This window comes from uncultured Caulobacter sp. (genome assembly GCF_947036865.1).
Taxonomy (GTDB): domain Bacteria; phylum Pseudomonadota; class Alphaproteobacteria; order Caulobacterales; family Caulobacteraceae; genus Caulobacter.
Genome location: NZ_CAMQSF010000005.1, coordinates 55,803 through 79,402 on the forward strand (window position 1 = coordinate 55,803; position 23,600 = coordinate 79,402).

The window sequence follows — 23,600 nt, forward strand, 5'->3', positions numbered from 1 at the left end:
CAAAAGAACGGCCGCCTTCCAGGAGATGAAGGCGGCCGAGTCATCGGGAGGAAACGCCCGAAAGGGCTAAGCTGGATATAGCGCGCCGCGCCGGGTTAGACAACGTTGTCAGGGCGCGTTTTCATCACGCCCTGAAATGCGCGGCGCTGGCGACGGCTACTTCTTCTTGACCGCCTGAACCTCGATTTCGACCAGCATCCCCGGCTGCACCAGCGACACGACCTGGCTGGTGATGCGGGCGGGCTTGTTGGGCTGTTCGGCCGTGCCGAAGAAGGTCTTGTAGGCCTCCATCATGCCGGCGAAGTCCATCTTGCCGTCCTTGGCCGGGTCGCCGACCAGCAGAACGCGCATCATCACGACGTCGGCCATGGTCGCGCCCTGGGTCTTCAGGGTCTCCTGGATGCGGCTGAGGACGCTCAAGGTCTGGACCTTGGTGTCGCCGCCGAACATGGCCGGGCCGGTGGCGTCCTTGTTGACCACCGCCGGCGTCAGACCGCTGACATAGATGGTCTCGTAGCCGGCCGGCACGGTGACGACGCTGGCGATGGCGGCCTTGGGATCGCCGCCGCGGACGATGTCCTGGGCGTGGGCGGCGCCGGCGAGGGCGCAGAGGCCGGCGGCGAGGGCGACGAGGCGTTTCATGATCTTCTCCCCTTGGATGTGAGCGATTTAGTGAGCTTGCAGGCCGCGGCCCTTGGCGACGGCCTTGGCGGCGGCGCGGGCGGCGGCGACGTCGGCGGGTTTGACGGCCGCGGCCTTGTTGCCCCACGACGAGCGGACATAGGTCAGGATGGCCGACAGATCGGCGTCCGACAGGTCGTCCTTGAACGATGGCATGCCGGCGCGACCGTTCAGCACGGTGGTCATCACGATCTTCGGATCGCCTTGCACGAAGGCCGAGCCGGCCAGGGCCGGGAAGGCGCCGGGCACCCCCTTGCCGGTCGGCTGGTGACAGGCCGAGCAATTGTCCAGGAACAGCGACTTGCCGTCGGCGAAGGCGATCGCGGGTGTCAAGGCGGCCATGACGAGGGCCAGGCCGGCGACACGGTGAGCGAAGATCATGAATTTCCCCGAGGTTTTTCTTGTCTTAGGCTTTCGAGACGCGGGCGTGGATCTTGCCGATCTGCTGCCAGGCCGACTCGATCGCCCCCGCCTGCCAGCCGCCCAGATAGGAAAGATGTTCGCCGGCCAGGTACAGCCGGCCGTCCGGCTCGCAGAGGATGGGATAGCTGTCCTTACGGCCGGTCTCGCCCCATTCGGCCCAGCCGCCCAGATTGTACTCGGCCAGGTGCCAGCTGAACGAGAAGGCCTTCTCGAAATTGTCGGCGTATTCGGGGAAGACCTTCTGGCCCGCGGCGACGGCGAAGGCGGCGCGCTCGGCGGGGGTCTTGGCGCTGATCTTGGCGGCCTCGCCCCCGAACGCGTAGTAGCCCAGCAGCACGCCCTTCTCGCCCTGCCAGCCCGTGGACGGCAGCGAGATCGAGTTGATCCCGGCCAGGTCCGTATAGATGTGGCCGCCATAGATGTGGTGCTTCTCTTCCCAGAAGCGGGTCTTCATCTGCAGGCCGATCTTGTTGACCGGGGCGTAGGCCACGCCGCTCATCGCCGCCTTGAACGGGGCCGAGGCGTCGAGGTCGATCTGCTTCAGGACGCTCAAGGGAATGGTGCACAGGCAGTAGTCGGCGGTGACCTCGCCCGGCTTGCCGTCGGCGTCCTTGAACGCGACGGTGACCCCGGACGGCGACTGCTTGATCTTCTGAACGACCGCGCCGTAGCGGATCATCGGGCCGACCCGCTTTTCGAAGGCCTTGGCGATCTGGTCCATGCCGCCGGCCGGCTGCAGCATGGTGCGCTGCTGCTCGTAGCCGGTGACCGAGCTCAGGACCTTCCACGCGCCGCTGTCGAGGACGTCCTTGAAGGCGTAGGGCGGCAGCTCCTTGCCGGGGCCTGGATTGACGCCCGCGCCCGGATTCACCGAGAAGCCGCGCCCCTCGGTGCCCTTGTAGGCCAGGTCCTTGGACAGCCGGCCCTCGTTGACGAGGTAGGCGATGAACTTCTCGCGATCGAGGCCGGTCAGCGGCGCGTCGAGCGCGCCGGCGCTGGCGGCCTTGGCGACCAGCTCGGCGGTGTAGCCGCGGATGTCGGCCGCGATCTCGCCCTTGCGGACCGGCTTGCCCGCCAGCGGTCCCGCGCCCTTCTCGAAATAGACATAGGCCGCGTCATTGTCGTTGACGAAGCTCTCCAGCGGCACGCCGAAGGCCTTGGTGTAGTGCAGGGTCGAGCGGTGGTGATAGGGGATCCGCCAAGGGCCGACATTGATGTAGAGCCCGTCGTCGAAGTCGCAGGTCTGTTCGTGGCCGATCAGGTCGGTGTGCTTGAAGCCCTTGCGCGCGGTCTGGCACCGGCCGCCGGCGAACGCGCGGGCCTCCAGGACCTGGACCTGATAGCCCGCCTTGCTAAGTTCGTAGGCGGCGGTCATGCCCGCCAGGCCCGCGCCCAGGATGACGATCTTGGTGTTCTTGGCCCCGCCGGTCAGTTCCGGCGGCCGCTCGGTCGCCGACGCGATGCCGTAGCCCAGCGCCTCCATGCCGGACAGGACCAGGGACATGCCCCCCACCGACGCCAGGCTTTCGAAGAACCTGCGGCGTGTCAGTACGCCCCCCGCCGCAGACGCGTCCAATCCGCTCATCTTATCCCCGCATGTTTGTCGCCCGGCCCGCGCCGTCGACGGCCCCGACGCGGCCTCGTCGCGCCAGACCTCGTCATCTCGAAACCGGAGCCTTCGCGGCGCAATGCATTTCCGGTTCGTCCCGGTCCTGACATGTTAGACGCCTGGCCATTGGGCGCCGCGAGCGGGCATTGTGCGATCGCTGGGCGGGGGCGGGCGATCGGCGGTGACGGCGCGAAATCGCCTTTCGCGCGCGCGTCGGGATGAGGAAGGAGCAGGCATGACCCAATCGAACCTTCGCCTGCGCCTGGCGCGGCCCGAGGACATGTCCGTCCTGTCGGTCCTGATGGATCGCGCGATCGACGAGCTTCTGCGGGACTTCCTGCCGCCCGAGGGCGTCGCGGCCTCGCACGAGGTCATGGGGCTGGACACCCAGCTGATCGCGGACGGCACCTATTTCGTCGTCGAGGACGCGGGCGAGATCGCCGGCTGCGGCGGCTGGAGCCGGCGCGCCACCCTGTTCGGCGGCGATCACTCGGCGGGCCGCGACGCGGCGCTGCTGGATCCGAGGATCGACGCGGCGCGGGTGCGGGCGATGTACACGCACCCCGAGCATACGCGCAAAGGCGTCGGCAGACTGATTCTGAACGCCTGCGAGGACGCGGCTCGGGCGGAGGGTTTCGCGCGGGTGGAGATGGCCGCGACCATGGGCGGCGCACCCCTCTATCGCGCCTGCGGCTATCACGACATCGAACCTTTCGAGGCGGCGACGTCGACCGGCTATAGGGTGCCCCTGATCCGGATGGGCAAGGCGCTCTGACCGCCAAGCGAAAGGGGCGGACCTTTCGATCCGCCCCTCGACTCTTCAGCGCTGTCTTCGCCTCAGAAGGCGAAGGTCAGTCGGCCGTAGTAGTAGCCGCCGTTGATGCCGTAGGGCGAGAACGACGGGTACTGGGTCACGCAGCCGCTGCCGGAGGCGACGCAGGCGGCCTGGAACGCGGCCGAGAACTTGTCCGGATACTTGTTGAACAGGTTGTTGGCCCCGATCGCGGCGGTGACGCCCATCGGGAACTTGTAGGAGAGCTCGGCGTCGGTGATCGCCGTGGCGCCGGCCACGGTGTTCAGCAGCGGGCCGGTGCCCGGATCGCTGAGCGCCTCGGCCTTGCCGTAGAAGGTCTCCGTCAGGCTGAGCGAGACCTTGCCGTAGGTGTAGAGCCCGTTGAGGCCGACCTTGTACTTCGGCGAGCCCTTCTCGAGCAGCGAAGCGGCGTTGCCGGCGAACAGCAACTGCCCCGTCGGGAAGGCGGTGCTGGGCGTCGCCAGCGCGGCGGGCGGCGCCTTGACCTTGGTGATCTTGGTCTGGCTGAAGTTGCCGCTCAGCGTCCAGTCGATGCGGCCATAGTCGCCCAGGTCGGTCGGATAGGCGATCACGACGTCCAGGCCGCGGGTGCGGGTGTCCAGGCCGTTCGAGAAGATGTTGATGCCGGTGCTGGTCACCGTGCTGTCCAGCACGTTGCCGTTGGCGGCGATGGCGGCGTTGACATTGGCGTTGGTGAGCGCGCCGTTGCGGAAGCCGTAGACCGAGCTGGAGCCGAAGATCCGGTCCTTCAGGGTGATCTGATAGGCGTCGATCGTCGCCGTCATCTTCGGGATCGGGTGCGCGACCAGACCGACGCTGTAGTTGGTCGATTTCTCGGGCTTCAGCTTGTCGATGCCCAGCAGGCGCGCGGCGTTCGAGTTCGGCGCCAGCTGCACGAAGGCGCTGGTCGGCGAGACGTTGGTGGCCGAGTAGAACGATTCCGCCAGGGTCGGGGCGCGGAAGCCGGTCGAGATCGTGCCGCGCAGGGCGACCATCTCGTTGAAGTCATAGCGGCTGGTCAGCTTGGCGACCGTGGTGTCGCCGAAGTCGCTGAACTTCTCGTAGCGGACCGCGGCGTCGATCTTCCACGCCTCGACCGGCGTGGCGGCGACGTCGCCGTACACGGCCCAGCTGGTCCGCGCGTGGCCGCCGGCGTCGGTCTTGGAGAAGCCCGGATAGGACTGCGACCCTTCCTTGTAGGTCGAGGCCGCGTCGCCCTGACCGATGCGATAGGTGTCGCGGCGCTGCTCGTAGCCGACCGCGACGTCCAGCGGGGCCGAGAAGCCGACATCGAAGCCGCGCCGCAGATCGATGTTGTTGGTCCACTGGGTGGTCCGCCAGCTGCCGGCGTGGAACGAGGTCGGGGTGAAGCCCTTGGTCGTCAGGGTCGAGGTGTCGGCGTACAGGCTGGCGTTGGCCGAATTCTCGACGCGGACCTCGATGTCGTCCTTGCCGTAGGTCGACGAGACGTCCAGGTCCCAGCCGGCCAGCTTGCCCGACACGCCCAGGGTCAGGGCGTAATCGGTCTCGATGATCCGCTCGCGGGGCGAGAAGCCCAGCGGGAAGGGCCGATCGGCGGCGCCCTGCTTGCCTTGGATGCGGGTGAAGCGACGATAGTTCTCGTAGGCCGAGGCGTCCTTGTGGCCCAGGGTGCCGAACGAATAGAGCTCGAAGTCGGGCGCGAGCTCCACGCCGCCGTTGAACGCGAGGTTGTTCAGGCGATACTCGGCGTCGCCGGAGATCAGGTTCAGATTCGGATAGCCGGGGATCTGGCTCTCGACAGCGTTGTTGGCGGCCGAATAGCTGGGGCTCGCCGGATTGAAGACGCGCTGGTCGGGCAGGCCGCGGTTGGAGAAGCCGTGATATTTGCTTTCCACCGTCAGGTTCAGATAGCTCTTTTCGGTCGGGGCCAGGCCAAGATTGACGGAGCCGCCGGCGGTCTTGCCGCCGCCGTCGATATACTCGCCGCCCGTCGCCGAGATCGAGCCGCCCGACGTATTCTTCTTCAGGATGATGTTGACGACGCCGGCGATAGCGTCGGTGCCGTACTGGGCGGCGGCGCCGTCGGTCAGCACTTCGATGCGGCCGATGCCGGCCATCGGGATGAAGCCGAGGTCGGCGGCGGCGGCGCCCTGGTAGACGCCGGACAGAACGGCGAGGTTGCCGGTGGTGTGGCGGCGCTTGCCGTTGACCAGCACCAGGGCCTGGTTGGGCGACAGACCGCGCAGGCGGGCCGAAAGGGTCAGGTTGGCGGTGTCGCCGCCGAAGGCCTGGGCGTTGAACGAGGGCACCAGGTTCGCGAGGCCGAGGCGCAGATCCACCGCGCCGGTGCGCTCGAGCGTGCTGGTGTCGACCACTTGAACGGGAGCGGGGCTGTCGATGACACGCAGGCCCGTCTGGCGCGTGCCCGTGACAATGACGGTGTCGACCTCGGTCTTGTCGGACGGCGTCGCGGGCGTCGCCGCGAAGCTTGAAGTTGAGTATCCGAAAGTAACGGATAGTACGGAAATACCCGCCAACAGGGCGGGTTTGAAACGTCGAGTCATGAGTAACCCCCTCTTTCTGTTTATTGACGCATGACGATTCCCTTCTCCATGGCGTTCTTCTCCCCGAAATTATGGTTTTTGACGCAAACGCAGGAATAAATCGGATACTGGCCGATCTATTCATGGGGATCGAAGTCGCTGCGTTCGGCAATGGCGGGCTGTCAGAAAAACGCCACAGCCGCGCCGACGCCCGATGGGCGCCGTTTTGCGCGGCGTCGGATCACGGATTTTGAGCAGAAAGCGCGGTTCGGGCCGCGCGAGCCCCCGATACGGGTTTGGCTCAGGCCACCAGACGCAGGGGCTCGGCCATCTCGTCGGTGTCCTCGGTCTCGAACAGCTCGAAGGCCTCTTCCCAGGCCACCATTCGCGAATCCCTCAGTTCGGCGTCGTCGGTGACGCGGACGATTTGGTCCTCGCGATCGTCCCAGACGAGGCCGACGTCGGTGACCCGTTCGGCGTCGCGGCCCAGCAGCAGGAAGATGTCGGCCCGCGCGGCGCGCTCGTGGCTGATGCGGCGCAGGGTGCGGCCGCCGCCGAGGTCCCGATGGATGTCGCCAAAGTCCAGCACGGCCGAGATCATCGCCTGATTGATCGGCGTGACGGCCCAGGGGGAGCAGGCGAAGCGCGACATCGGGGCCATTGGGGATCTCCAGTCTCGACCCCCGCAGATTGTGCGCGCCTTGCGACAGAAACGGTCGTATATCCTGATCCCATGCGACACGAGAAAGCCACCCGCCTTTTGGACCTCGCCCGGATGCTGGCGGGCTCGGCCGAGGGCATGACCCTGGACGAGATGGCCCGGGCGCTGGGCGTGGGCCGCCGCACGGCCGAGCGGATGCGCGACGCCGTCTGGACCGCCTTCCCGCAGATGGAGGCGATCGACGACCCGCCCACCAAGCGCTTCCGTATCCCCTCGGGGCTCGACGGCGTGTTCCAGACCCCGACGGCCGAGGAGCTGGCCGCGCTGCGCACCGCCGCCGACGGCTACAAGGCGTCGGGCGCCGACGCGCGCGCCGCCTCGCTCTACGCCCTAGAGGCCAAGCTCTTGTCGGCGCTGCGCGGCTCGGCGCGTCGGCGGGTGGCGCCGGACGTCGAGGCTCTGGTCCAGGCCGAGACCATCGCCGTCCACGCCGGTCCCAGGCCCTTCGAGGACCAGGCGGTGCTGGCGGCGATCCGCACGGCCATCAAGGGGCTCTCGGCCCTGTCGTTCCGCTACGAGGGCGGCAGCACGCCCGGGCGCACGCGCGAGGTGACGCCGCTTGGGGTGCTGTTCGGCCGCAGCAACTATCTGGTGGCGCTGGAGGGCGAGGGCGGCAAGCCGCGTTCTTGGCGGCTGGATCGGATGAGCGACCTGAAGGTGCTGGATCGTCCCGCGTCCCCGCCGGAGGACTTTTCTCTGCAGGCCTTCGCCGATGAGAGCTTCGGCATCTATCACGACGAGATCCAGGACGTGGTGCTGCGCATCAAGAAGAGCCGCGCCGAGGACGCCCTGCGCTGGCGGTTCCACGCGACGCAGGCGGTGACTCAGGAGGCCGACGGCTCTGTGCTGGTCACCTTCCGCGCCGGCGGCATGCGCGAGCTGTCGTGGCACCTCTTCACCTGGGGCGGCGACATCGAGATCGTCGGGCCTCAGGTCCTCAAGGAGATGATGGTCGCCGAGCTGCGCGAGGCTGGCCGCGCGCACGGGGCGTGGTAGGGACGAGGCATGAACTACCGCCACGCCTTCCACGCCGGCAATTTCGCCGACCTGCACAAGCACGCGATCCTGCTGGCGCTGCTGGCGGCTCTGCGGGCGGAGAGCCCGGCGGTGGCGGTGATCGACACCCACGCGGGTGCCGGGGCCTATGACCTGGCCGGCGAGATGGCGCGGCGGTCCGGCGAGGCCGAGGCCGGCGTCGTCCGCCTGAAGGCGGCCGCCGACGCGCCGTCGGTGTTCGGGCCTCTGCTGGACGCGATCGAAGCTCTGAACAAGGGCGCCTCTGGGAATCTCTACCCCGGCTCGCCTTTGCTGATCGCCCGCGCTCTGCGGGCGCCCGACCGCTACACGGGCTGCGAGCTGCGGTCGGACGATGCTGGCCTGTTGCGCCAGAGCTTGGCGCCGTTCGCGAACGCCCGGGCGCTGGAGGCCGACGGCTTCGGGACCGCCGCCGATCAGGCCGGCAAGGGCGGCCGCGCCGTCGTGGTCATCGATCCGCCGTTCGAGCGGCCGGACGACTACGACCGCATCGTGGCGACGACCCGCGCCGTGCTGGCCCGCGCGCCGGACGCGGCCCTGGCGATCTGGCTGCCGATCAAGGACCTGGAGACCTTCGACGCGTTCGTGCGCGGCATGGAAGCCGTGACCGACAAGCTCGTGATCGCCGAGCTTCGCCTGCGCCCGCTGACCGACCCGATGAAGATGAACGGTTGCGCCATGGCCCTGATCGGCGCGCCGTCCGCGGTCGAGACCGCCGCCGCCGAGGCCGGCGACTGGATCGCGGCACGGCTGGGCGAGCCCGGCGGGCGCTCGCGCGTCTGGCGGCCGTGACCCGCGCGCGCCCCACCTTCGGCGAGGCCCTTGGCGTCTGGCTGAAGGTCGGCCTGCTGGGCTTTGGCGGCCCGGCGGGACAGATCGCGCTGCTGCACAAGGAGGTGGTCGAGCGGCGCGCCTGGGTCGACGAGGACGACTTCGCCCGGGCGCTGGGCTTCTGCATGCTGTTGCCGGGTCCCGAGGCGCAGCAGCTGGCGACCTGGCTGGGCTGGCGCCTGCACGGCGTCCGCGGCGGCGTCGCGGCGGGGCTTCTGTTCGTGCTGCCGGGCCTTGCCGTGATGCTGGGCCTGTCGGCGCTCTATGTCGTTCACGGCCGGTCGGACTGGGCCGCGCCGGTGCTGCTGGGTCTGAAGGCGACGGTGGTCGCGCTGGTTGTGCAGGCGCTGATCAAGATCGGCGGCCGGGCGATCAAGGATCGGCTGACCGCCGGGGCGGCGGCCCTGGCGTTCGTCCTCCTGGCTTTCACGACCGCGCCATTCCCGCTGGTGATCCTCGGCGCGGGCCTGTGGGGCTGGCTCGCGGCGAAGGGGGGCGGCCAAGCGCCTGCCGCGCGGCCCGCGCCTCTGAAGGGGCAAGGCCGCACGGCGCTGATCTGCCTGGCGCTCTGGCTCGCGCCGATCGGCCTGGTCTGGCTGCTGGCGCCGAACTCGACCCTGGCCTGGCTGGGCCTGACCGCGGGCGGCCTGGCGGCGATCAGCTTCGGCGGCGCCTACGCGGCCCTGGCCTATATGGGACGGGCGGCCTCGACGTTCGGCTGGCTGTCGGCGACCCAGATGCTGGACGGCCTGGGCCTGGCCGAGACGACGCCGGGGCCGTTGATCCTGGTCTTCGTATTCATCGGCTTCGTCGGCGCCTTTCAGACCGCGCCGCCGGAGTGGGCTTGGGTGCTGGGCCTGGCCGGCGGCTTAATGGCGGCCTGGACGACCTTCGCGCCGTCGTTCCTGTGGATCTTCGCCGGCGGGCCGTTGTTCGAGCGCTGGGGCCGCGAGCCGAGACCCGCCAAGGCGCTGGGCCTGATCTCGGCCGCCGCCGTCGGCGTGATCGGCCAGCTGGCCCTGTGGTTCGCGATCCATCTCTTGTTTCGCTCTGGCCAGACGATGGAGGTGGCGGGCGCGCTCAGCGTGATGCTGCCCGATGTGGCGAGCCTGGATGTCGCGGCGGCGGGGCTGACGATCCTGGCCCTGATGCTGACCTTCGCCACTCGCTTGCCGATGCTGGCGAGCCTGGCCGTCGTGGTGCTCGCCGGCGTCTTGCTGAAGGTCGCCGGACTAAGTTGACCTCGGGGTAACTTTTTGCGGTTGCGAACGCATTTTCCGTGCTATGCTGCGGTGCAATAAATCGCGGTTGCCAGCCCGACGGAGCGCGCCATGGTTTCCCTGTTCTCCTTTCTTCCCGATTACGCGGCCGACAAGGTCGAGCCCGAGACCGCCCCCCGCGTGGTCGTGGGCGCGGCTTCGCCCCTGTGGCTGATGTTCGGCGGCGCGGCGGCGGCCGGCGCCACCTATTGGTGGTGGGCCAACCGCTGGCGCGAGGCGGTCAATGTCGAGGCGCTGATGGCGCTGGCGCCCGAGCCCGTGTCGCCCGCGATCGAGGATCAGGCGGTGCTCGACGCGCCGCCCGAGCCGATGATCGAGGCGGCGGTCGAACCGGTTCTGGAAACCGTCGTCGAGGCGGCGGGCCAGGCCGAGGCGGCGATGGACACGGCCGAGGAGATCATCGAGGCGACGGCCGATGTCGCGGTCGAGACGGTGATCGCCGCCAACGAGGACATCGCCGAAGCCCTGGTCGAGATCTCGGCCGAGGTCGAACCCAGCGACGTCGCGCCCGTTGAGGCGGCGCCCGTGGAGGCCGTGTCCGAAGAGGCTCCCGTCGAGGCGGTGGTCGAAGCCGCGCCGGCGATCGAGGCCGAGGCGGTGGTCGAAGCGGTTGTCGACGATCTGACCAAGCTGGTGGGCGTGGGGCCCAAGCTCGCCGCCTCGCTGGCCGAGCTGGGCGTCACCAAGTTCAGCCAGATCGCCGCCTGGACGCCGGACGAGCTGGCCTCCTACGACCAGCTGCTGAACCTGAAGGGCCGCGCCGAACGCGACGCCTGGGTCGCCCAGGCCAAGCGCTTCGCGGCGGCTGTCGAAGCCTAGATCCCGAACGCCGCCAGCAGGCGATCGGCGGCCGCCGAGGCTGGGACCTGCCCGGCCCGGACGGCCGCCTCCAACTCGGGCGCCAGCGCCGCCACGGCCGGCGCGGCCTTGAACGCGTCTTCAAGGCGGTCGCGGACCATGGCCCACATCCAGCGGGCGTCCTGATCGGCGCGCCGGGCGGCGCGGGCGCCGTTGGCGGTCATGATCTCGCGGTGACGCTGGATCTGGCTCCAGAGCGCGTCCAGGCCCTGGCCGGTCAAGCCCGAGGCGGTCAGCACCGGCGGCGTCCAGTCCGGATGGGCGGGCGTCAGGATGTGCAGGGCGTTGCGATAGTCCCGCGCCGAGCGCTCGGCCCTGGCCGGGTCGGCGTCGGCCTTGTTGATGACCAGGAGATCGGCCAGTTCGATCAGGCCCTTCTTGATGCCCTGCAGCTCGTCGCCGCCCCCCGGGATCAGGACGGCCAGGAAGATGTCGACCATGTCGGCCACGACGGTCTCGGACTGGCCGACGCCGACGGTTTCGACGATCACGATGTCGAAGCCGGCGGCCTCGCACAGCAGCATGGCCTCGCGGGTCTTGCGCGCCACGCCGCCCAGCGCGCCGCCGGAGGGCGAGGGGCGGATATAGGCGTCGGCCAGGACGCTGAGCCGCTCCATCCGCGTCTTGTCGCCCAGGATCGAGCCGCCGTGACGGCCCGACGAGGGGTCGACCGCCAGCACCGCCACCTTGTGACCGGCCTCGACCAGATCGCAGCCGAAGCGCTCGATGGTGGTCGACTTGCCGGCGCCCGGCACGCCGGTGATCCCGATCCGCTGGGCGCGGCCGGTCAGCGGCATCAGGCGCGACAGCAGCGCGCGGGCGGCGGCCTGGTGGTCGGTCCTGCGGCTCTCGACCAGGGTGATGGCGCGGGCCAGCGCGGCCCGGTCGCCGGCGACCAGGCGTGGCTCCAGGGTGTCGATGTCGAGATTGGCCAAACTAGGACAGGACGACGGCCGTCCCGGAAACCGACACCATCATCATCTGGGCGTTCGGCCCGACGGTGTTGTAGTCGAGATCGACGGCCAAGATGGCGTTGGCGCCCAGCTTCTCGGCTTCCTTGACCAGGTTCTTCATCGCGTCCTCGCGGGCGCGGGCCAGCACGCGCTCATACGACTTCGAATGCCCGCCGATGAAGTCGCGGATGGCCGCCAGCAGGTCGAGCACGACGTTCGCGCCCAGGATCGACTGGGCGTAGATCGCGCCCTTGTACTCCTGAACGGGGCGGCCCTCGATGAAGGGCGTGGTGGTGATCAGCATCCGGGAATCCTGGCGGACAACACGGTTAACTTAGGCGCAAACGCCGCCGTTCGCGAGGGGCTCCCTCGAAACGCGAGACTTTGGATCGGCGTGTTCGCTCGGCGCGGGAATCTGGCCTCCCGGCCCTTTCGGCCCGGCCTGGCTTAAGGCAGATTGGCCGCGTTTACCGCGTTCCGGAGCCGCCTGGTGATCTTCGCGAAGTCGCATGTCGAGCTGCACAACATCCGCAACAATGTCGAGCGGGTGAAGAAGCTGTCGGACAACATCGTGGGCGTCGGGCCGCTGGGCGTCGGGCTGGACGGCCTGCTGACCTGGATCCCCGGCGCGGGGGAACTCTACAGCCTGGGCGCCGGCGGGCTGATCGTGCTGGACGCCGTGCGGGCCCGCGCCGCGCCGATGGTCGTCATCCAGATCGTGGCGATCATCCTCATCGACACCGTGGCCGGCTCGATCCCGGTGGCGGGCAAGGCGATCGACGTGCTGTTCACCGGTCACAAGTGGTCGGCCGACATGCTGACCAAGCACATGGACGACACGATCTATTTCGAAGGCGCCCGCAAGGACGTGCAGGGCACGCAGGAGTATCGGGATCTGCTGGCGCGTATTCAGGCCGGCAAGGAAAAGCGCCGAGTGGTGTTCCTCGGCTGATCGCAACGACGTTAGGGCGGAGGCGTTGAGCAGGGCATGACCGACGACATCTCCGTCTCCTCCGACTACGCGGACCTTCATGCCGATCGTCGCGCCAAGGCCCACCGCGCCTGGCGCTCGGCCGAAACCGTCAAGCGGGTTTCGGACCGGCTGATCGGGATCGGACCGATCGGTCTGGGCCTCGACGGCGTGCTGGCCTGGGTGCCGGGCGCGGGCCTTGTCTATGGCCTCGGGGCCGGGGCGCTGCTGATGGTCCACGGCTTTCAGGGCGGCGCGTCGGCGGCGACGCTGCTGCGCATGGCGGCCTATCTGGCGATCGACAACGCGTCCGACACCGTGCCCGTCGTGGGCTGGGCGATCGACACGGTGTTCCCGGGCCACCTGATGGCCGCCAAGGCCCTCCAGAAGGACATCGAGGCGCGTCACGGCCTCCCCGAGGAGGTCGCCTTCGAGCGGTCTAGGAAGAAACGCGGGTTCTTCGGCCGGAAGCGGGCCGGCTAGCGGATCGGCGGCAACTCGGCGAGGCAGAGCGAGGCGGCCGGGAGGACGAGGGCGTTCATGGCGCGGAACCTGCCACGCGGCGCCCTCACCCGACAGATGATCCTAAGCCGCCGCCTGCGTGTACCCCAGCTGCCGGTTCAGCTGATCCAGGAGCTCGATCGCCGCCTCCGCGATGACCGTGCCCGGCGGGAAGATCGCCGCGGCGCCGGCGTCGCGCAGGGCCTGGAAGTCCTGGGGCGGGATGACCCCGCCCACGACCATCAGGATGTCGTCGCGGCCCTGCTTGGCGAGTTCCGCCTTCAGCTCGGGCGCCAGGGTCAGGTGACCGGCGGCCAGGGATGACGCGCCGACCACGTGGACGTCGTTCTCCACCGCCTGACGGGCGGCCTCGGCCGGGGTCTGGAACAGCGGGCCGATATCGACGTCGAAGCCCAGGTCGGCGAAGGCGGTGGCGATCACCTTCTGGCCCCGATCGTGGCCGTCCTGGCCCATCTTGGCGATCAGGATGCGCGGGCGACGGCCGTCGGCCTGCTCGAACGCCTCGACCATGGCCTTGGCGCGGGCGGTGGTCGGATCGTTCCCGGCCTCCTTCATGTAGACTCCCTGGATCGACTTGATCTCGGCGCGGTGGCGGCCGAACACCTTCTCCAGCGCGTAGCTGATCTCGCCGACCGTCGCCTTGGCCCGGGCGGCGTCGACGGCGAGAGCGAGCAGGTTGCCGTTACCGCGCGCGCCGTCCTCCAGCGCCTGCAGGGCCGCCTCCGTCGCGGCCGGATCGCGCTCGGCCTTCAGACGGGCCAGCTTCTCCAGCTGCGCGGCGCGCACGGCGCTATTGTCGACCTTCAGGACCGGGATGTCGTCGGCGACCTCGGGCTTGTAGCGGTTGACGCCGACCACGCTCTGCTTGCCGCTGTCGATGCGGGCCTGGGTGCGGGCGGCGGCCTCCTCGATGCGCAGCTTGGGCAGGCCCTGCTCGATCGCCTTGGCCATGCCGCCCAGGGCCTCGACCTCCTCGATGTGGGCCAAGGCCTTGACCGCCAGGTCGTGGGTCAGCCGCTCGACATAGTAGCTGCCGCCCCAAGGGTCGGCGACGCGGGTCGTGCCGCTCTCCATCTGCAGGAAGAGCTGGGTGTTGCGGCTGATCCGGGCCGAGAAGTCGGTCGGCAGGGCCAGGGCTTCGTCCAGGCTGTTGGTGTGCAGGCTCTGGGTCTGGCCGTTAACGGCGGCCATGGCCTCGACGCAGGTGCGGGCCACGTTGTTGAACACGTCCTGGGCCGCCAGCGACCAGCCGGAGGTCTGGCTGTGGGTGCGCAGGGAGAGCGAGCGGTCGTCCTTGGGATCGAACTCGCGCTTCATCAGGCGGGCCCAGAGCAGGCGCGCGGCGCGCATCTTGGCCACTTCCATGAAGTAGTTCATGCCGATCGCCCAGAAGAACGACAGGCGCGGCGCGAACTGGTCGATGCTCATGCCGGCCGCGACGCCGGCGCGGGCGTATTCGATGCCGTCGGCCAGCGTATAGGCCAGTTCCAGGTCGGCCGTCGCGCCGGCCTCCTGCATGTGGTAGCCGCTGATCGAGATCGAGTTGAACTTGGGCATGTTCGCCGAGGTGAAGGCGAAGATGTCCGAGATGATCCGCATCGAGGGCGCGGGCGGATAGATGTAGGTGTTCCGCACCATGAACTCTTTGAGGATGTCGTTCTGGATCGTCCCCGAGAGCTTGTCGGGGCTGACGCCCTGCTCCTCGGCCGCGACGATATAGAGCGCCAGGATCGGCAGCACCGCCCCGTTCATGGTCATCGACACGCTCATCTTGTCGAGCGGGATGCCGCTGAAAAGCGTGCGCATGTCGAGGATCGAGTCGATGGCGACTCCGGCCATGCCGACGTCGCCCTTCACCCGCTCGTGGTCGCTGTCATAGCCGCGGTGGGTGGCGAGGTCGAAGGCCACCGACAAACCCATCTGACCGGCCGCCAGGTTGCGGCGGTAGAAGGCGTTGGAGTCCTCGGCCGTCGAGAAGCCGGCGTACTGCCGCACCGTCCACGGGTTGGTGACGTACATCGTCGGGTAGGGGCCGCGCACGAACGGCGCGACGCCGGGATAGCCGCCGGTGAAGTCGAGACCCTTGATGTCGTCGGCGTCGAAGGCCGGCGCGACCGCGACGCCCTCGGGCGTGGCCCAGGCTTCGCCGTCGGGGGCGGGAGCGGCGGGAGTTTCGACGAAGTCGATCGTGGTGAAGTCGGGAAACTGGCCCATGGCTCAGGCCTCCTCGAAGGCGGCGGCGAAGCGCACCGGGGTCAGGGCGGGGCAGTGGCTGTCCGGGCCGGGCAGGCGGACGTCGGGGCCAGCGACCGCGAAGGCGGCGGGATCGGGCGTCTCGACCTCGGGCGGCTTGTCGTCGGCGTTGGGGAAGGCGGTGACCCCCAGGATCTTGCGCGACTTGTCGGCGAAGGCGGCTTCCTGCGCCGCGCGGGTCTTGGCGACGGTGTCGGCCACATGGCCGCTCTCCAGGGCCTTGATGATCCCGCCGGCCGCCTCGATGGCCTGGAAAGCGGCCCAGGCCGCGCGGGCCAGCTGATCGGTCAGGCTGTCGAGGTACCAGGCGCCGCCGGCCGGATCGGCGACGCGGCCCAGGTGGCTCTCCTCCATCAGGACCAGTTGGGTGTTGCGGGCCTGGCGGCGGGCGAAGGCGGTGGGCAGGCCGATGGCGTCGGTGAAGGCGTCCAGCACGATCGCGTCGGCCCCGCCGACCGCGCCCGCGAACCCGGCCGAGGTCAGGCGCAACAGGTTCGTCCAGGCGTCGGCCTTGGCCAGCATCCGCCGCGACGAGCGCGCCTCGATCCGGGCGAGGACGGAGACGCCGCAGGCCTCGGTCAGCCGCGCCCAAAGCGCCTTGGCGGCGCGCAGCTTGGCGACGCCAGTGAAGTATTCGCCGTCCAGGCTGACGCCGAGGACGATGCGGCTGAAGGCTTCTTCCGTCGACAGGCCCGACCGTGTCAGGGCCTTGGCGTAGGCGAGGGCGCTGGCGGTCATCACCGCCAGTTCCTCGACGTTGGAGCCGCCGGCCTCGTGGGCGGCGCGACCGGTCGCCAGGAAGAGGCTGGCCTTGGCGTAGGTTCCGGCCAGACGCGCGCCGACGGTCGCGGCGTTGAAGACATGGCTCTCGATCGGACCGGGGCTGGCGCCGGACTGGGCGAAGGCGCTCAGCGGGTCCAGGTGGAAGGCCAGCGGCGCGTTCGGCGCGGCCTTGGCCAGCGTTCCCAGCCAGTCGGCGGCCTTGGGACCCAGGAAGCCGGCGTCCAGGGCGACCGGCGCGAGATCGAGCAGCACGCCGGACAAGGCCTTCGCCAGGTCCTCGGCCGAGCCCACGGCGATCCCGTTCGCGCCGGTCGGGTCCAGGACCAGCAGCGCCGAGGCCGCGCCGCCTTCCAGGTCGGTCAGGATGTCCTTGGCCGCGCGGGCCGGATCGGGATGGGCGGCGCGCACGCGCAGGTCCCAGGGGCGGTCCGGGTCGCGCGGGCGCAGGTCGCGGGCCACGGCGACTCCGTCCTGGGCGGTGTAGAGCGGCTGGATCGTCAGGCCGTCGGGCGTCATGACCGTCAGCGCCGCCTCGAAGCTTTGGCCCTTGAGGGTCTTCTCGACCAGGGCCATCCAGCGGGCGCGCGTCGCGTCGTCGCCTTGCGGACCAAAATCCTCGGCCAGGGGCGTGGTCGCCTCGGTCAAAGCGTCTCTCTCCTGCACTGCAGCATTATTGTTTTTGATCGTGATGCGCCCCTGCCGCTAGGGCCGTCAAGCCTTGCGCCGGCGCCAAACGAGCGTTTAAGCTGAACGGTGATCATATATTCGGCGACACAAGCCGATCTCCAAAGGGGAGCACTTCCATGGCCCTGCCGCCGATCCTGCGCGACCGCCTGCGCCTGCCCGTCATCGCCTCGCCGCTGTTCATCATCAGCAATCCCGACCTCGTCATCGCCCAGTGCAAGGCCGGGATCGTCGGCTCGTTCCCGTCGCTGAACGCCCGTCCGATCTCGCAGCTGGACGAGTGGCTGCACCGCATCACCGAGGAACTGGCGGCGCACGACAAGGCCCATCCCGAAGCGCCCAGCGCGCCGTTCGCGGTGAACCAGATCGTCCACAAGACCAACAACCGCCTCGAGGAAGACATCGCCCTGTGCGTCAAGCACAAGGTGCCGGTGGTCATCACCTCGCTGGGGGCGCGCGAGGACGTCAACCAGGCGATCCAGTCGTACGGCGGCATCACCCTGCACGACGTCATCACCGACCGCTTCGCTCGCAAGGCCATCGAGAAAGGCGCGACCGGCCTGATCCCGGTCGCGGCCGGCGCGGGCGGCCACGCCGGCACCCTGTCGCCGTTCGCCCTGGTCCAGGAAATCCGCCAGTGGTTCGACGGGCCGGTGGCGCTGTCGGGCTCGATCGCCTCGGGCCGCTCGATCCTGGCCGCCCAGGCCATGGGCGCGGACCTGGCCTATATCGGCTCGGCCTTCATCGCGACCGAGGAGGCCAACGCGGTCGAGGCCTACAAGCAGGGCATCGTCGAGGGCCGCGCCGACGGCATCGTCTATTCGAACCTGTTCACCGGCGTGCACGGCAACTATCTGCGCTCGTCGATCGTGGCGGCGGGCCTGGACCCCGACAACCTGCCGGAAAGCGATCCCTCCAAGATGAGCTTCGGCTCGGGCGGCAACCAGGAAGCCAAGGCCTGGCGCGACATCTGGGGTTCGGGCCAGGGGATCGGCGCGATCGACAAGGTGGTGCCGGCCGCCGAACTCATCGCGCGGTTCGCGCAAGAGTACGAGCAGGCCAAGGCCGAACTAGCGGCCAAGACCGCCCTAACCGCCGGCAATCACTTGGCTTTCGCCGCCGAATAGGCGGGCGGGCCACGGGGACGGCGGCATCTCCGTCCCCGACCTTGGCGGCGCGCCGATGCTGGGAGCGACCTCAAACCCGCTCCCGGAGCCGCCATGTTCGACGACGTCACGCCTCGCCTGGGCCTGCCCTATGTGGCGGCCGCCCAGGCCCAGAAGCATATCCCGATCAACGAGAGCCTGGCCCGGCTCGACGGCCTGGTGCAGCTGGCCGTCGAGAGCCGCGCGGTCTCGGCCCAGCCCGCCGCGCCGTCGAGCGGCGGCGTCTGGATCCTGCCCGCCGCCGCGACCGGCGACGCCTGGGCCGGCCAGCCCGCCGGAACCTTGATGCGCTTCGAGGCCGGGGCCTGGGAAGCGCTCGCCCCGGCCGAGGGCGTGCTGGCCTGGCTGAAGGACGAGAACCAGATGGTCGTCTTCGACGGCGCGGCCTGGACGCCGCTGTCGGCGACGTTCCGGAGCTTGACGGCCGCCGCCTCGCCGGGTCTGGCGACCACGCGGCTGGAGATCCTGGAGCAGGAGGTGTCCCTGTCGGGCGCCTCGACGGCGACCAGTATCGCGATCCCGAGCCGTGCGATCGTGCTGGCGGTCTCGACCCGGACCACGATCGCGGTGACGGGCGCGAGCGCCTACAACTGCGGCGTCGCGGGGGACGCGAGCAAGTTCGGCGGCGCGCTGGGCGTCGCCAAGAACGCCAGCAATATCGGGGTGATCGGGCCGACGGCCTATTACAGCGACACGCCGGTGGTGCTGACAGCCGTCGGCGGCAATTTCGTGGGCGGCAAGGTGCGGGTGGCGATCCACCTGCTCCGCTTCGACGCGCCGGCTTCCATTTAGAGTCTCCTCCCCTTTTTGGGGAGGTGGCCCGGAGGGCCGGAGGGGGCTAGCGCCGAGGCGGCCGCGCTGCCCCCTCCGTCGGCTTCGCCGACACCTCCCCCAGGAGGGGAGGAGAGACGCTCGCTTGACCCAGGCCGTCCCCTCCGCTACACGCCGCGCACCTTTGGGGAGTAGCCGCCCGCGCCTATCAGCGGGCCCCGCCGTCAACATACTTGCTTCTCCGGAAGCATGGCGCGGGGAAGGGAAGCGGACTTGAGCTTCCTTGGCGAGACCAATGGCGCCGATCTCCATCCGGGCCGGGTGGGGCATCGACGCTATTGGCATGCGCCCGGCCCGGAGGATTATTTCAGTGGAAGCTCTGCTCGCCTCGACGCTGGTCGTGGCCATCGCCGAGATCGGCGACAAGACCCAGCTGCTGGCCATCATCCTGGCCACCCGGTTCAAGAAGCCCGTCCCGATCATTCTCGGCATTCTGGCCGCGACGCTGCTGAACCACGCCCTGGCCGCCACGGTGGGCTATTGGGTGTCGGATTTCCTGAGCGGCGCCTGGTTCAAGTGGGCCATCGCCGTCTCGTTCATCGCCATGGCCGGCTGGGCGCTGATCCCGGACAAGGCCGACGACGATGACCAGAAGGAGCCCGGCCGCTATGGCGTGTTCGTCACCACGGCCGTCGCCTTCTTCCTGGTCGAGATGGGCGACAAGACCCAGATCGCCACGGTCGCCCTCGGCGCCAAGTTCCACTCGATCGCCTGGGTCGCCGCCGGCACCACCCTGGGCATGATGCTGGCCAATGTCCCGGCGGTGTATCTGGGCGAGGCGGCGACCAAGATCGTGCCGCTGAAGTACGTGCGGATGGGCGCGGCGTTGATCTTCCTGCTGCTGGGCGTCTGGCAGGCGGCGGAGCTGCTCGGGCTGTTTAAGTAGCTTTCCAGGTGTCATCCCGGCCGTAGCGAAGCGAAGAGCCGGGACCCAGGGGCGGCGCGCACATCGCTTCGTCACCCCCTGGGTCCCGGATAGCCTCTGCGAGGCTTCCGGGATGACACGGATGATAGAGGCGTTATGACGGGTGCGCGAAGGGAGCCGCTCACCTCATGACCGCCACCGACCAACAGCCGCGCGGCTGGGAGTTCTGGATCGATCGCGGCGGCACCTTCACCGACATCGTCGCGCGGCGGCCGGACGGGTCTCTGGTCACCCACAAGCTGCTGTCCGAGAACCCCGAACACTATGCCGACGCCGCGGTCGCCGGCGTGCGGGCCCTGCTGCCAGCGGGCGCGGCGATCGACGCGGTCAAGATGGGCACCACGGTCGCGACCAACGCCCTGCTCGAGCGCAAGGGCGAACCGACGGTGCTGGCCATCACCAAGGGCCACGCCGACGCCTTGCGGATCGGCTACCAGGCCAGGCCCAAGCTGTTCGACCTGCATATCGTCAAGCCCGAGGCGCTCTACGACCGCGTGGTCGAGATCGACGAGCGGGTCAGCGTCGAGGGCGAGATGCTGCGGCCGCTGGACGAAGAGGCCGCGCGGGCGGGGCTTCAGGCCGCGTTCGACGCGGGCTACCGCGCGGTGGCGATCGTTCTGCTGCACGGCTTCCGGTTCACCGATCACGAGGCCCGCGTGGCGGCGATCGCGCGCGAGATCGGCTTCACCCAGGTTTCGGTCAGCCACGAGGTCAGCCCGCTGATGAAGCTGGTCGGGCGGGGCGATACGACCGTGGTCGACGCCTATCTGTCGCCGATCCTGCGCCGGTATGTGGACCAGGTGTCCGGGGCGCTGGGTCACGACACCCGGCTGCTATTCATGCAGAGCAACGGCGGCCTGACCGACGCCCGCGCCTTCCGGGGCAAGGACGCCATCCTGTCCGGTCCGGCCGGCGGCGTGGTCGGCATGGCGCGGACCGCCGCCGAAGCGGGCTTCGAGCGGGTGATCGGCTTCGACATGGGCGGCACGTCCACCGATGTCTGCCACTATGCCGGCCAGTACGAGCGGGCCTTCGAGACCGTGGTGGCGGGCGTGCGCATGCGCGCGCCGATGATGAACATCCACACCGTGGCGGCGGGCGGCGGCTCGATCTGTTCGTTCGACGGCGCGCGCCTGCGGGTCGGGCCGGCCTCGGCCGGGGCGGTTCCCGGGCCGGCGGCCTATCGCCGGGGCGGACCGCTGACCGTCACCGACTGCAACGTGATGCTGGGCAAGCTGCGGCCCGAGTTCTTCCCCAAGGTCTTCGGACCCAACGCCGATCAGCCGCTGGACGTCGAGGCCGTAACGCGCGGCTTTACGGCCATGGCGGCCGAGATCGCGGCGGCGACCGGCAAGGCGATGACCCCGCAAGAGGTCGCCGAGGGCTTCGTCACCATCGCCGTCGAGAACATGGCCAAGGCCGTGCGGCAAATCTCGATCCAGCGCGGCTATGACGTCACCCGCTACGTCCTGGCCTGCTTCGGCGGCGCGGGCGGGCAGCACGCCTGCCTGGTCGCCGACGCGCTGGGCATGACCAAGGTGATGATCCATCCGTTCGCCGGCGTGCTGTCGGCTTATGGGATGGGTCTGGCCGACCTGCGTCTGATCCGCGAGGAGACCGTCGAGCGGCCCCTGGACGCGGCGGACGACCTCGCCGAGCGCGCCAAGGCTCTCGCCGCCGAGGCCGAAGCCGCCTTGCGCGCGCAGGACGTACCGATGGCCTCGATCGAGACCGTCGTCAGCCTGCGCGTGAAGTACGCCGGCACGGACACGCCGCTCGTCGTTCCGCTGGGCGAGCCCGTCGCCGTGCGCGCGATGTTCGAGGACCTGCATCAGCGCCGGTTCGGCTTCATCTCGCCCACGACACCACTGGTGATCGAGACCCTGTCGGTCGAAGCGATCGGACATTCCGACGCCGGTTCGGAACCGGATTTCGAGTCCGGCGCGTCTCGCGGCGCCGCGCCGCTGGCGACCGTCGAGACCCGGATGGCCCGCGCGGTTCATGCGACGCCCGTCTTCGACCGCGAGGCCCTGGCGATCGGCGCCGAGATCCTGGGTCCCGCCATCATCCGCGAGACCACCGGCACCACGGTCGTCGAGCCAGGCTGGCGCGCCGGCGTCGACGGGCGGCTGAACCTGATCCTCGACCGCGTGGTCGCGCTGCCGGCTCGCACTGCGATCGGGACGGAGGCCGATCCGGTGATGCTGGAGGTGTTCAACAACCTCTTCATGGCCGTGGCCGAGGAGATGGGCTTCGCCCTGCAGAACACCGCCTATTCGGTCAATATCAAGGAGCGGCTGGACTTTTCCTGCGCCCTGTTCGACCGCGACGGGAACCTGATCGCCAACGCTCCGCACATGCCGGTGCACCTGGGCTCGATGGGCGACAGCGTACGGGCGATCCGCGAGGCGCGGGCGGGCGATGGCCGGGGGATGAAACCCGGCGACGTTTACATGCTGAACGCCCCCTACAACGGCGGCACCCACCTGCCGGACGTGACGGTGGTCATGCCGGTGTTCGACGCGGCCGGCGCTCTCTTGTTCTACGTCGCCGCGCGCGGCCACCAGGGCGACATCGGCGGGATCACGCCGGGCTCCATGCCGCCGACCAGCCGCACGGTCGAGGAGGAGGGCGTTCTGATCGAGAACTTCCTGCTGGTCGAGGGGGGGCGGTTCCGCGAGGCCGAGACCCGCGCCCTGCTGGCCTCGGGCCGGTGGCCGGCGCGCAATCCCGACCAGAACATCGGCGACCTCAAGGCCCAGATCGCCGCCTGCGCGCGCGGGGCCGAGGCGCTGACCGGCATGGTCGCCGAGTTCGGCCAGGAGGTCGTCGAGGCCTATATGGCCCACGTCCAGGACAATGCGGAGGAGGCGGTGCGCCGAGTCCTGGCGACGATGAAGAGCGGGGCTTTCGCCTATGAGCTCGACGACGGCGCGGTGGTCCGCGTCGCGATCGAGGTCGACCAGGACGCCCGCAAAGCGCGGGTCGACTTCACGGGGACCAGCGGCCAGGTCCCCACCAACTTCAACGCCCCGGCCTCGATCTGCCGGGCGGCGGCCCTGTACGTGTTCCGCACCCTGGTCGACGACGAGATCCCGATGAACGACGGCTGCCTGCGGCCGGTCGAGTTGGTGATCCCGGAGGGCTCGATGCTGCGGCCGCGCTATCCGGCGGCGGTGGTGGCGGGCAATGTCGAGACCAGCCAGGTGGTGGTCGACGCCCTCTATGGCGCGCTGGGGGTGATGGCGGCGGCGCAGGGGACGATGAACAACTTCACGTTCGGGGACGACCGCCGCCAGTACTACGAGACCATCTGCGGCGGCTCGGGCGCGGGGCCGGACTTCGACGGGACCGACGCGGTGCAGACCCACATGACCAACAGCCGCCTGACCGATCCCGAGGTGCTGGAGGCCCGCTATCCGGTGCTGGTCGAGGCCTTCTCGATCCGCCGCGGGTCGGGCGGGGCGGGCGCGCATCGCGGCGGCGACGGGGTGGTCCGCAACATCAGCTTCCGCGAGCCGATGACCGCCACCCTGCTGTCCAACCGCCGCCGCGTGCCGCCGTTTGGCCTGGCCGGCGGCGAGGTGGGCGCTTTGGGCGCAGCGCGGGTCGAACGGGCCGATGGTAGCGTACGGGACCTCCGCGCCACGGACCTCGTGGATGTCGGCGTCGGCGACGTCATCGTCATCGAGACGCCGGGCGGAGGGGGTTGGGGTAGCGTAGCGTAGGTGGCGTG

Annotated in this window: 20 protein-coding genes and 1 pseudogene; 12 read left to right on the plus strand and 9 right to left on the minus strand. The window is 69.5% G+C overall.

Features of this window, described 5'->3' with window-relative positions; genetic code table 11:
- Positions 1-156 precede the first annotated feature (156 nt).
- From Q0V34_RS05645 to Q0V34_RS05655, 3 genes are read right to left on the minus strand one after another with little or no spacing between them, the layout of a single operon-like run.
- The gene (locus Q0V34_RS05645) at positions 157-642 is read right to left on the minus strand and encodes a RidA family protein (protein WP_297509028.1); all 486 of its coding nucleotides are present in this window, start codon (positions 640-642) and stop codon (positions 157-159) included.
- 27 nt (positions 643-669) lie between these two features.
- Positions 670-1,062: a cytochrome c gene (locus Q0V34_RS05650; protein WP_297509031.1), complete on the minus strand. Its 393-nt coding sequence runs from the start codon at positions 1,060-1,062 to the stop codon at positions 670-672.
- Positions 1,063-1,087: 25 nt separating this feature from the next.
- On the minus strand, positions 1,088-2,689 hold the full coding sequence (locus Q0V34_RS05655; protein ID WP_297509034.1) for a flavin monoamine oxidase family protein: 1,602 nt from the start codon (positions 2,687-2,689) through the stop codon (positions 1,088-1,090).
- Between the two features lie 259 nt (positions 2,690-2,948).
- Here Q0V34_RS05655 and Q0V34_RS05660 point away from each other — a divergent pair, with 259 nt between their 5' ends.
- Positions 2,949-3,488, plus strand: coding sequence for a GNAT family N-acetyltransferase (locus Q0V34_RS05660; RefSeq protein ID WP_297509037.1), 540 nt, complete (start codon positions 2,949-2,951; stop codon positions 3,486-3,488).
- Positions 3,489-3,550: 62 nt separating this feature from the next.
- On the opposite strand, the gene Q0V34_RS05665 is transcribed toward Q0V34_RS05660, so the two are convergent.
- Both Q0V34_RS05665 and Q0V34_RS05670 read right to left on the minus strand, forming a co-directional pair.
- Positions 3,551-6,073, minus strand: a complete 2,523-nt coding sequence (locus Q0V34_RS05665) for a TonB-dependent receptor (protein WP_297509040.1) — start codon at positions 6,071-6,073, stop codon at positions 3,551-3,553.
- 280 nt (positions 6,074-6,353) lie between these two features.
- Complete coding sequence (locus Q0V34_RS05670; protein ID WP_297509236.1) at positions 6,354-6,704, minus strand: hypothetical protein; 351 nt, start codon at positions 6,702-6,704, stop codon at positions 6,354-6,356.
- Positions 6,705-6,785: 81 nt separating this feature from the next.
- Between Q0V34_RS05670 and Q0V34_RS05675 the strand changes: the two genes are divergently transcribed.
- From Q0V34_RS05675 to phaH, 4 genes are all read left to right on the plus strand, one after another.
- Positions 6,786-7,769 (plus strand): YafY family protein, encoded by a 984-nt coding sequence (locus Q0V34_RS05675; protein WP_297509043.1) that lies wholly within the window; start codon positions 6,786-6,788, stop codon positions 7,767-7,769.
- 9 nt (positions 7,770-7,778) lie between these two features.
- Positions 7,779-8,600 (plus strand): 23S rRNA (adenine(2030)-N(6))-methyltransferase RlmJ, encoded by an 822-nt coding sequence (gene rlmJ, locus Q0V34_RS05680; RefSeq protein ID WP_297509046.1) that lies wholly within the window; start codon positions 7,779-7,781, stop codon positions 8,598-8,600.
- Positions 8,597-9,880: a chromate efflux transporter gene (chrA, locus tag Q0V34_RS05685; protein ID WP_297509049.1), complete on the plus strand. Its 1,284-nt coding sequence runs from the start codon at positions 8,597-8,599 to the stop codon at positions 9,878-9,880. Before rlmJ ends, chrA begins: the two co-directional genes overlap by 4 nt.
- A 90-nt stretch (positions 9,881-9,970) precedes the next feature.
- Positions 9,971-10,738: a phasin PhaH gene (gene phaH, locus Q0V34_RS05690; protein WP_297509053.1), complete on the plus strand. Its 768-nt coding sequence runs from the start codon at positions 9,971-9,973 to the stop codon at positions 10,736-10,738.
- Here phaH and meaB read toward each other — a convergent pair.
- Together meaB and Q0V34_RS05700 are read right to left on the minus strand one after the other, a co-directional pair.
- Entirely contained in the window at positions 10,735-11,712 is a 978-nt protein-coding gene (gene meaB, locus Q0V34_RS05695; RefSeq protein WP_297509057.1) for a methylmalonyl Co-A mutase-associated GTPase MeaB, read from the minus strand. The two genes, phaH and meaB, sit on opposite strands and share 4 nt — an antisense overlap.
- A 1-nt stretch (position 11,713) precedes the next feature.
- The gene (locus Q0V34_RS05700) at positions 11,714-12,034 is read right to left on the minus strand and encodes a YbjQ family protein (protein ID WP_297509060.1); all 321 of its coding nucleotides are present in this window, start codon (positions 12,032-12,034) and stop codon (positions 11,714-11,716) included.
- A gap of 183 nt (positions 12,035-12,217) precedes the next feature.
- Between Q0V34_RS05700 and Q0V34_RS05705 the strand changes: the two genes are divergently transcribed.
- Together Q0V34_RS05705 and Q0V34_RS05710 are read left to right on the plus strand one after the other, a co-directional pair.
- Positions 12,218-12,682 carry a DUF4112 domain-containing protein gene (locus Q0V34_RS05705; protein ID WP_297509239.1) on the plus strand — a complete coding sequence of 155 codons (465 nt, stop codon included), beginning with the start codon at positions 12,218-12,220 and terminating at the stop codon, positions 12,680-12,682.
- Positions 12,683-12,718: 36 nt separating this feature from the next.
- Positions 12,719-13,183 (plus strand): DUF4112 domain-containing protein, encoded by a 465-nt coding sequence (locus Q0V34_RS05710; RefSeq protein ID WP_297509063.1) that lies wholly within the window; start codon positions 12,719-12,721, stop codon positions 13,181-13,183.
- 102 nt (positions 13,184-13,285) lie between these two features.
- On the opposite strand, the gene scpA is transcribed toward Q0V34_RS05710, so the two are convergent.
- Together scpA and Q0V34_RS05720 are read right to left on the minus strand one after the other, a co-directional pair.
- Positions 13,286-15,436, minus strand: a complete 2,151-nt coding sequence (gene scpA, locus Q0V34_RS05715; RefSeq protein WP_297509067.1) for a methylmalonyl-CoA mutase — start codon at positions 15,434-15,436, stop codon at positions 13,286-13,288.
- Positions 15,437-15,439: 3 nt separating this feature from the next.
- The gene (locus Q0V34_RS05720; RefSeq protein ID WP_297509242.1) at positions 15,440-16,831 is read right to left on the minus strand and encodes a methylmalonyl-CoA mutase family protein; all 1,392 of its coding nucleotides are present in this window, start codon (positions 16,829-16,831) and stop codon (positions 15,440-15,442) included.
- A 230-nt stretch (positions 16,832-17,061) separates the two neighbouring features.
- On the opposite strand from Q0V34_RS05720, the gene Q0V34_RS05725 reads away from it, so the two are divergent.
- From Q0V34_RS05725 to Q0V34_RS05745, 5 genes and pseudogenes are all read left to right on the plus strand, one after another.
- A complete protein-coding gene (locus Q0V34_RS05725) occupies positions 17,062-18,069 on the plus strand; it encodes a nitronate monooxygenase family protein (protein ID WP_297509070.1) in 1,008 nt (335 codons plus the stop codon).
- 93 nt (positions 18,070-18,162) lie between these two features.
- Positions 18,163-18,900, plus strand: a complete 738-nt coding sequence (locus Q0V34_RS05730; RefSeq protein WP_297509073.1) for a DUF2793 domain-containing protein — start codon at positions 18,163-18,165, stop codon at positions 18,898-18,900.
- A gap of 349 nt (positions 18,901-19,249) precedes the next feature.
- Entirely contained in the window at positions 19,250-19,825 is a 576-nt protein-coding gene (locus Q0V34_RS05735) for a TMEM165/GDT1 family protein (RefSeq protein ID WP_297509077.1), read from the plus strand.
- 3 nt (positions 19,826-19,828) lie between these two features.
- Positions 19,829-19,915 (plus strand): annotated as a pseudogene (locus tag Q0V34_RS05740) (hypothetical protein); the annotation flags it as partial.
- Between the two features lie 77 nt (positions 19,916-19,992).
- Positions 19,993-23,592 carry a hydantoinase B/oxoprolinase family protein gene (locus tag Q0V34_RS05745; RefSeq protein WP_297509080.1) on the plus strand — a complete coding sequence of 1,200 codons (3,600 nt, stop codon included), beginning with the start codon at positions 19,993-19,995 and terminating at the stop codon, positions 23,590-23,592.
- The last annotated feature ends 8 nt before the right edge of the window (positions 23,593-23,600 follow it).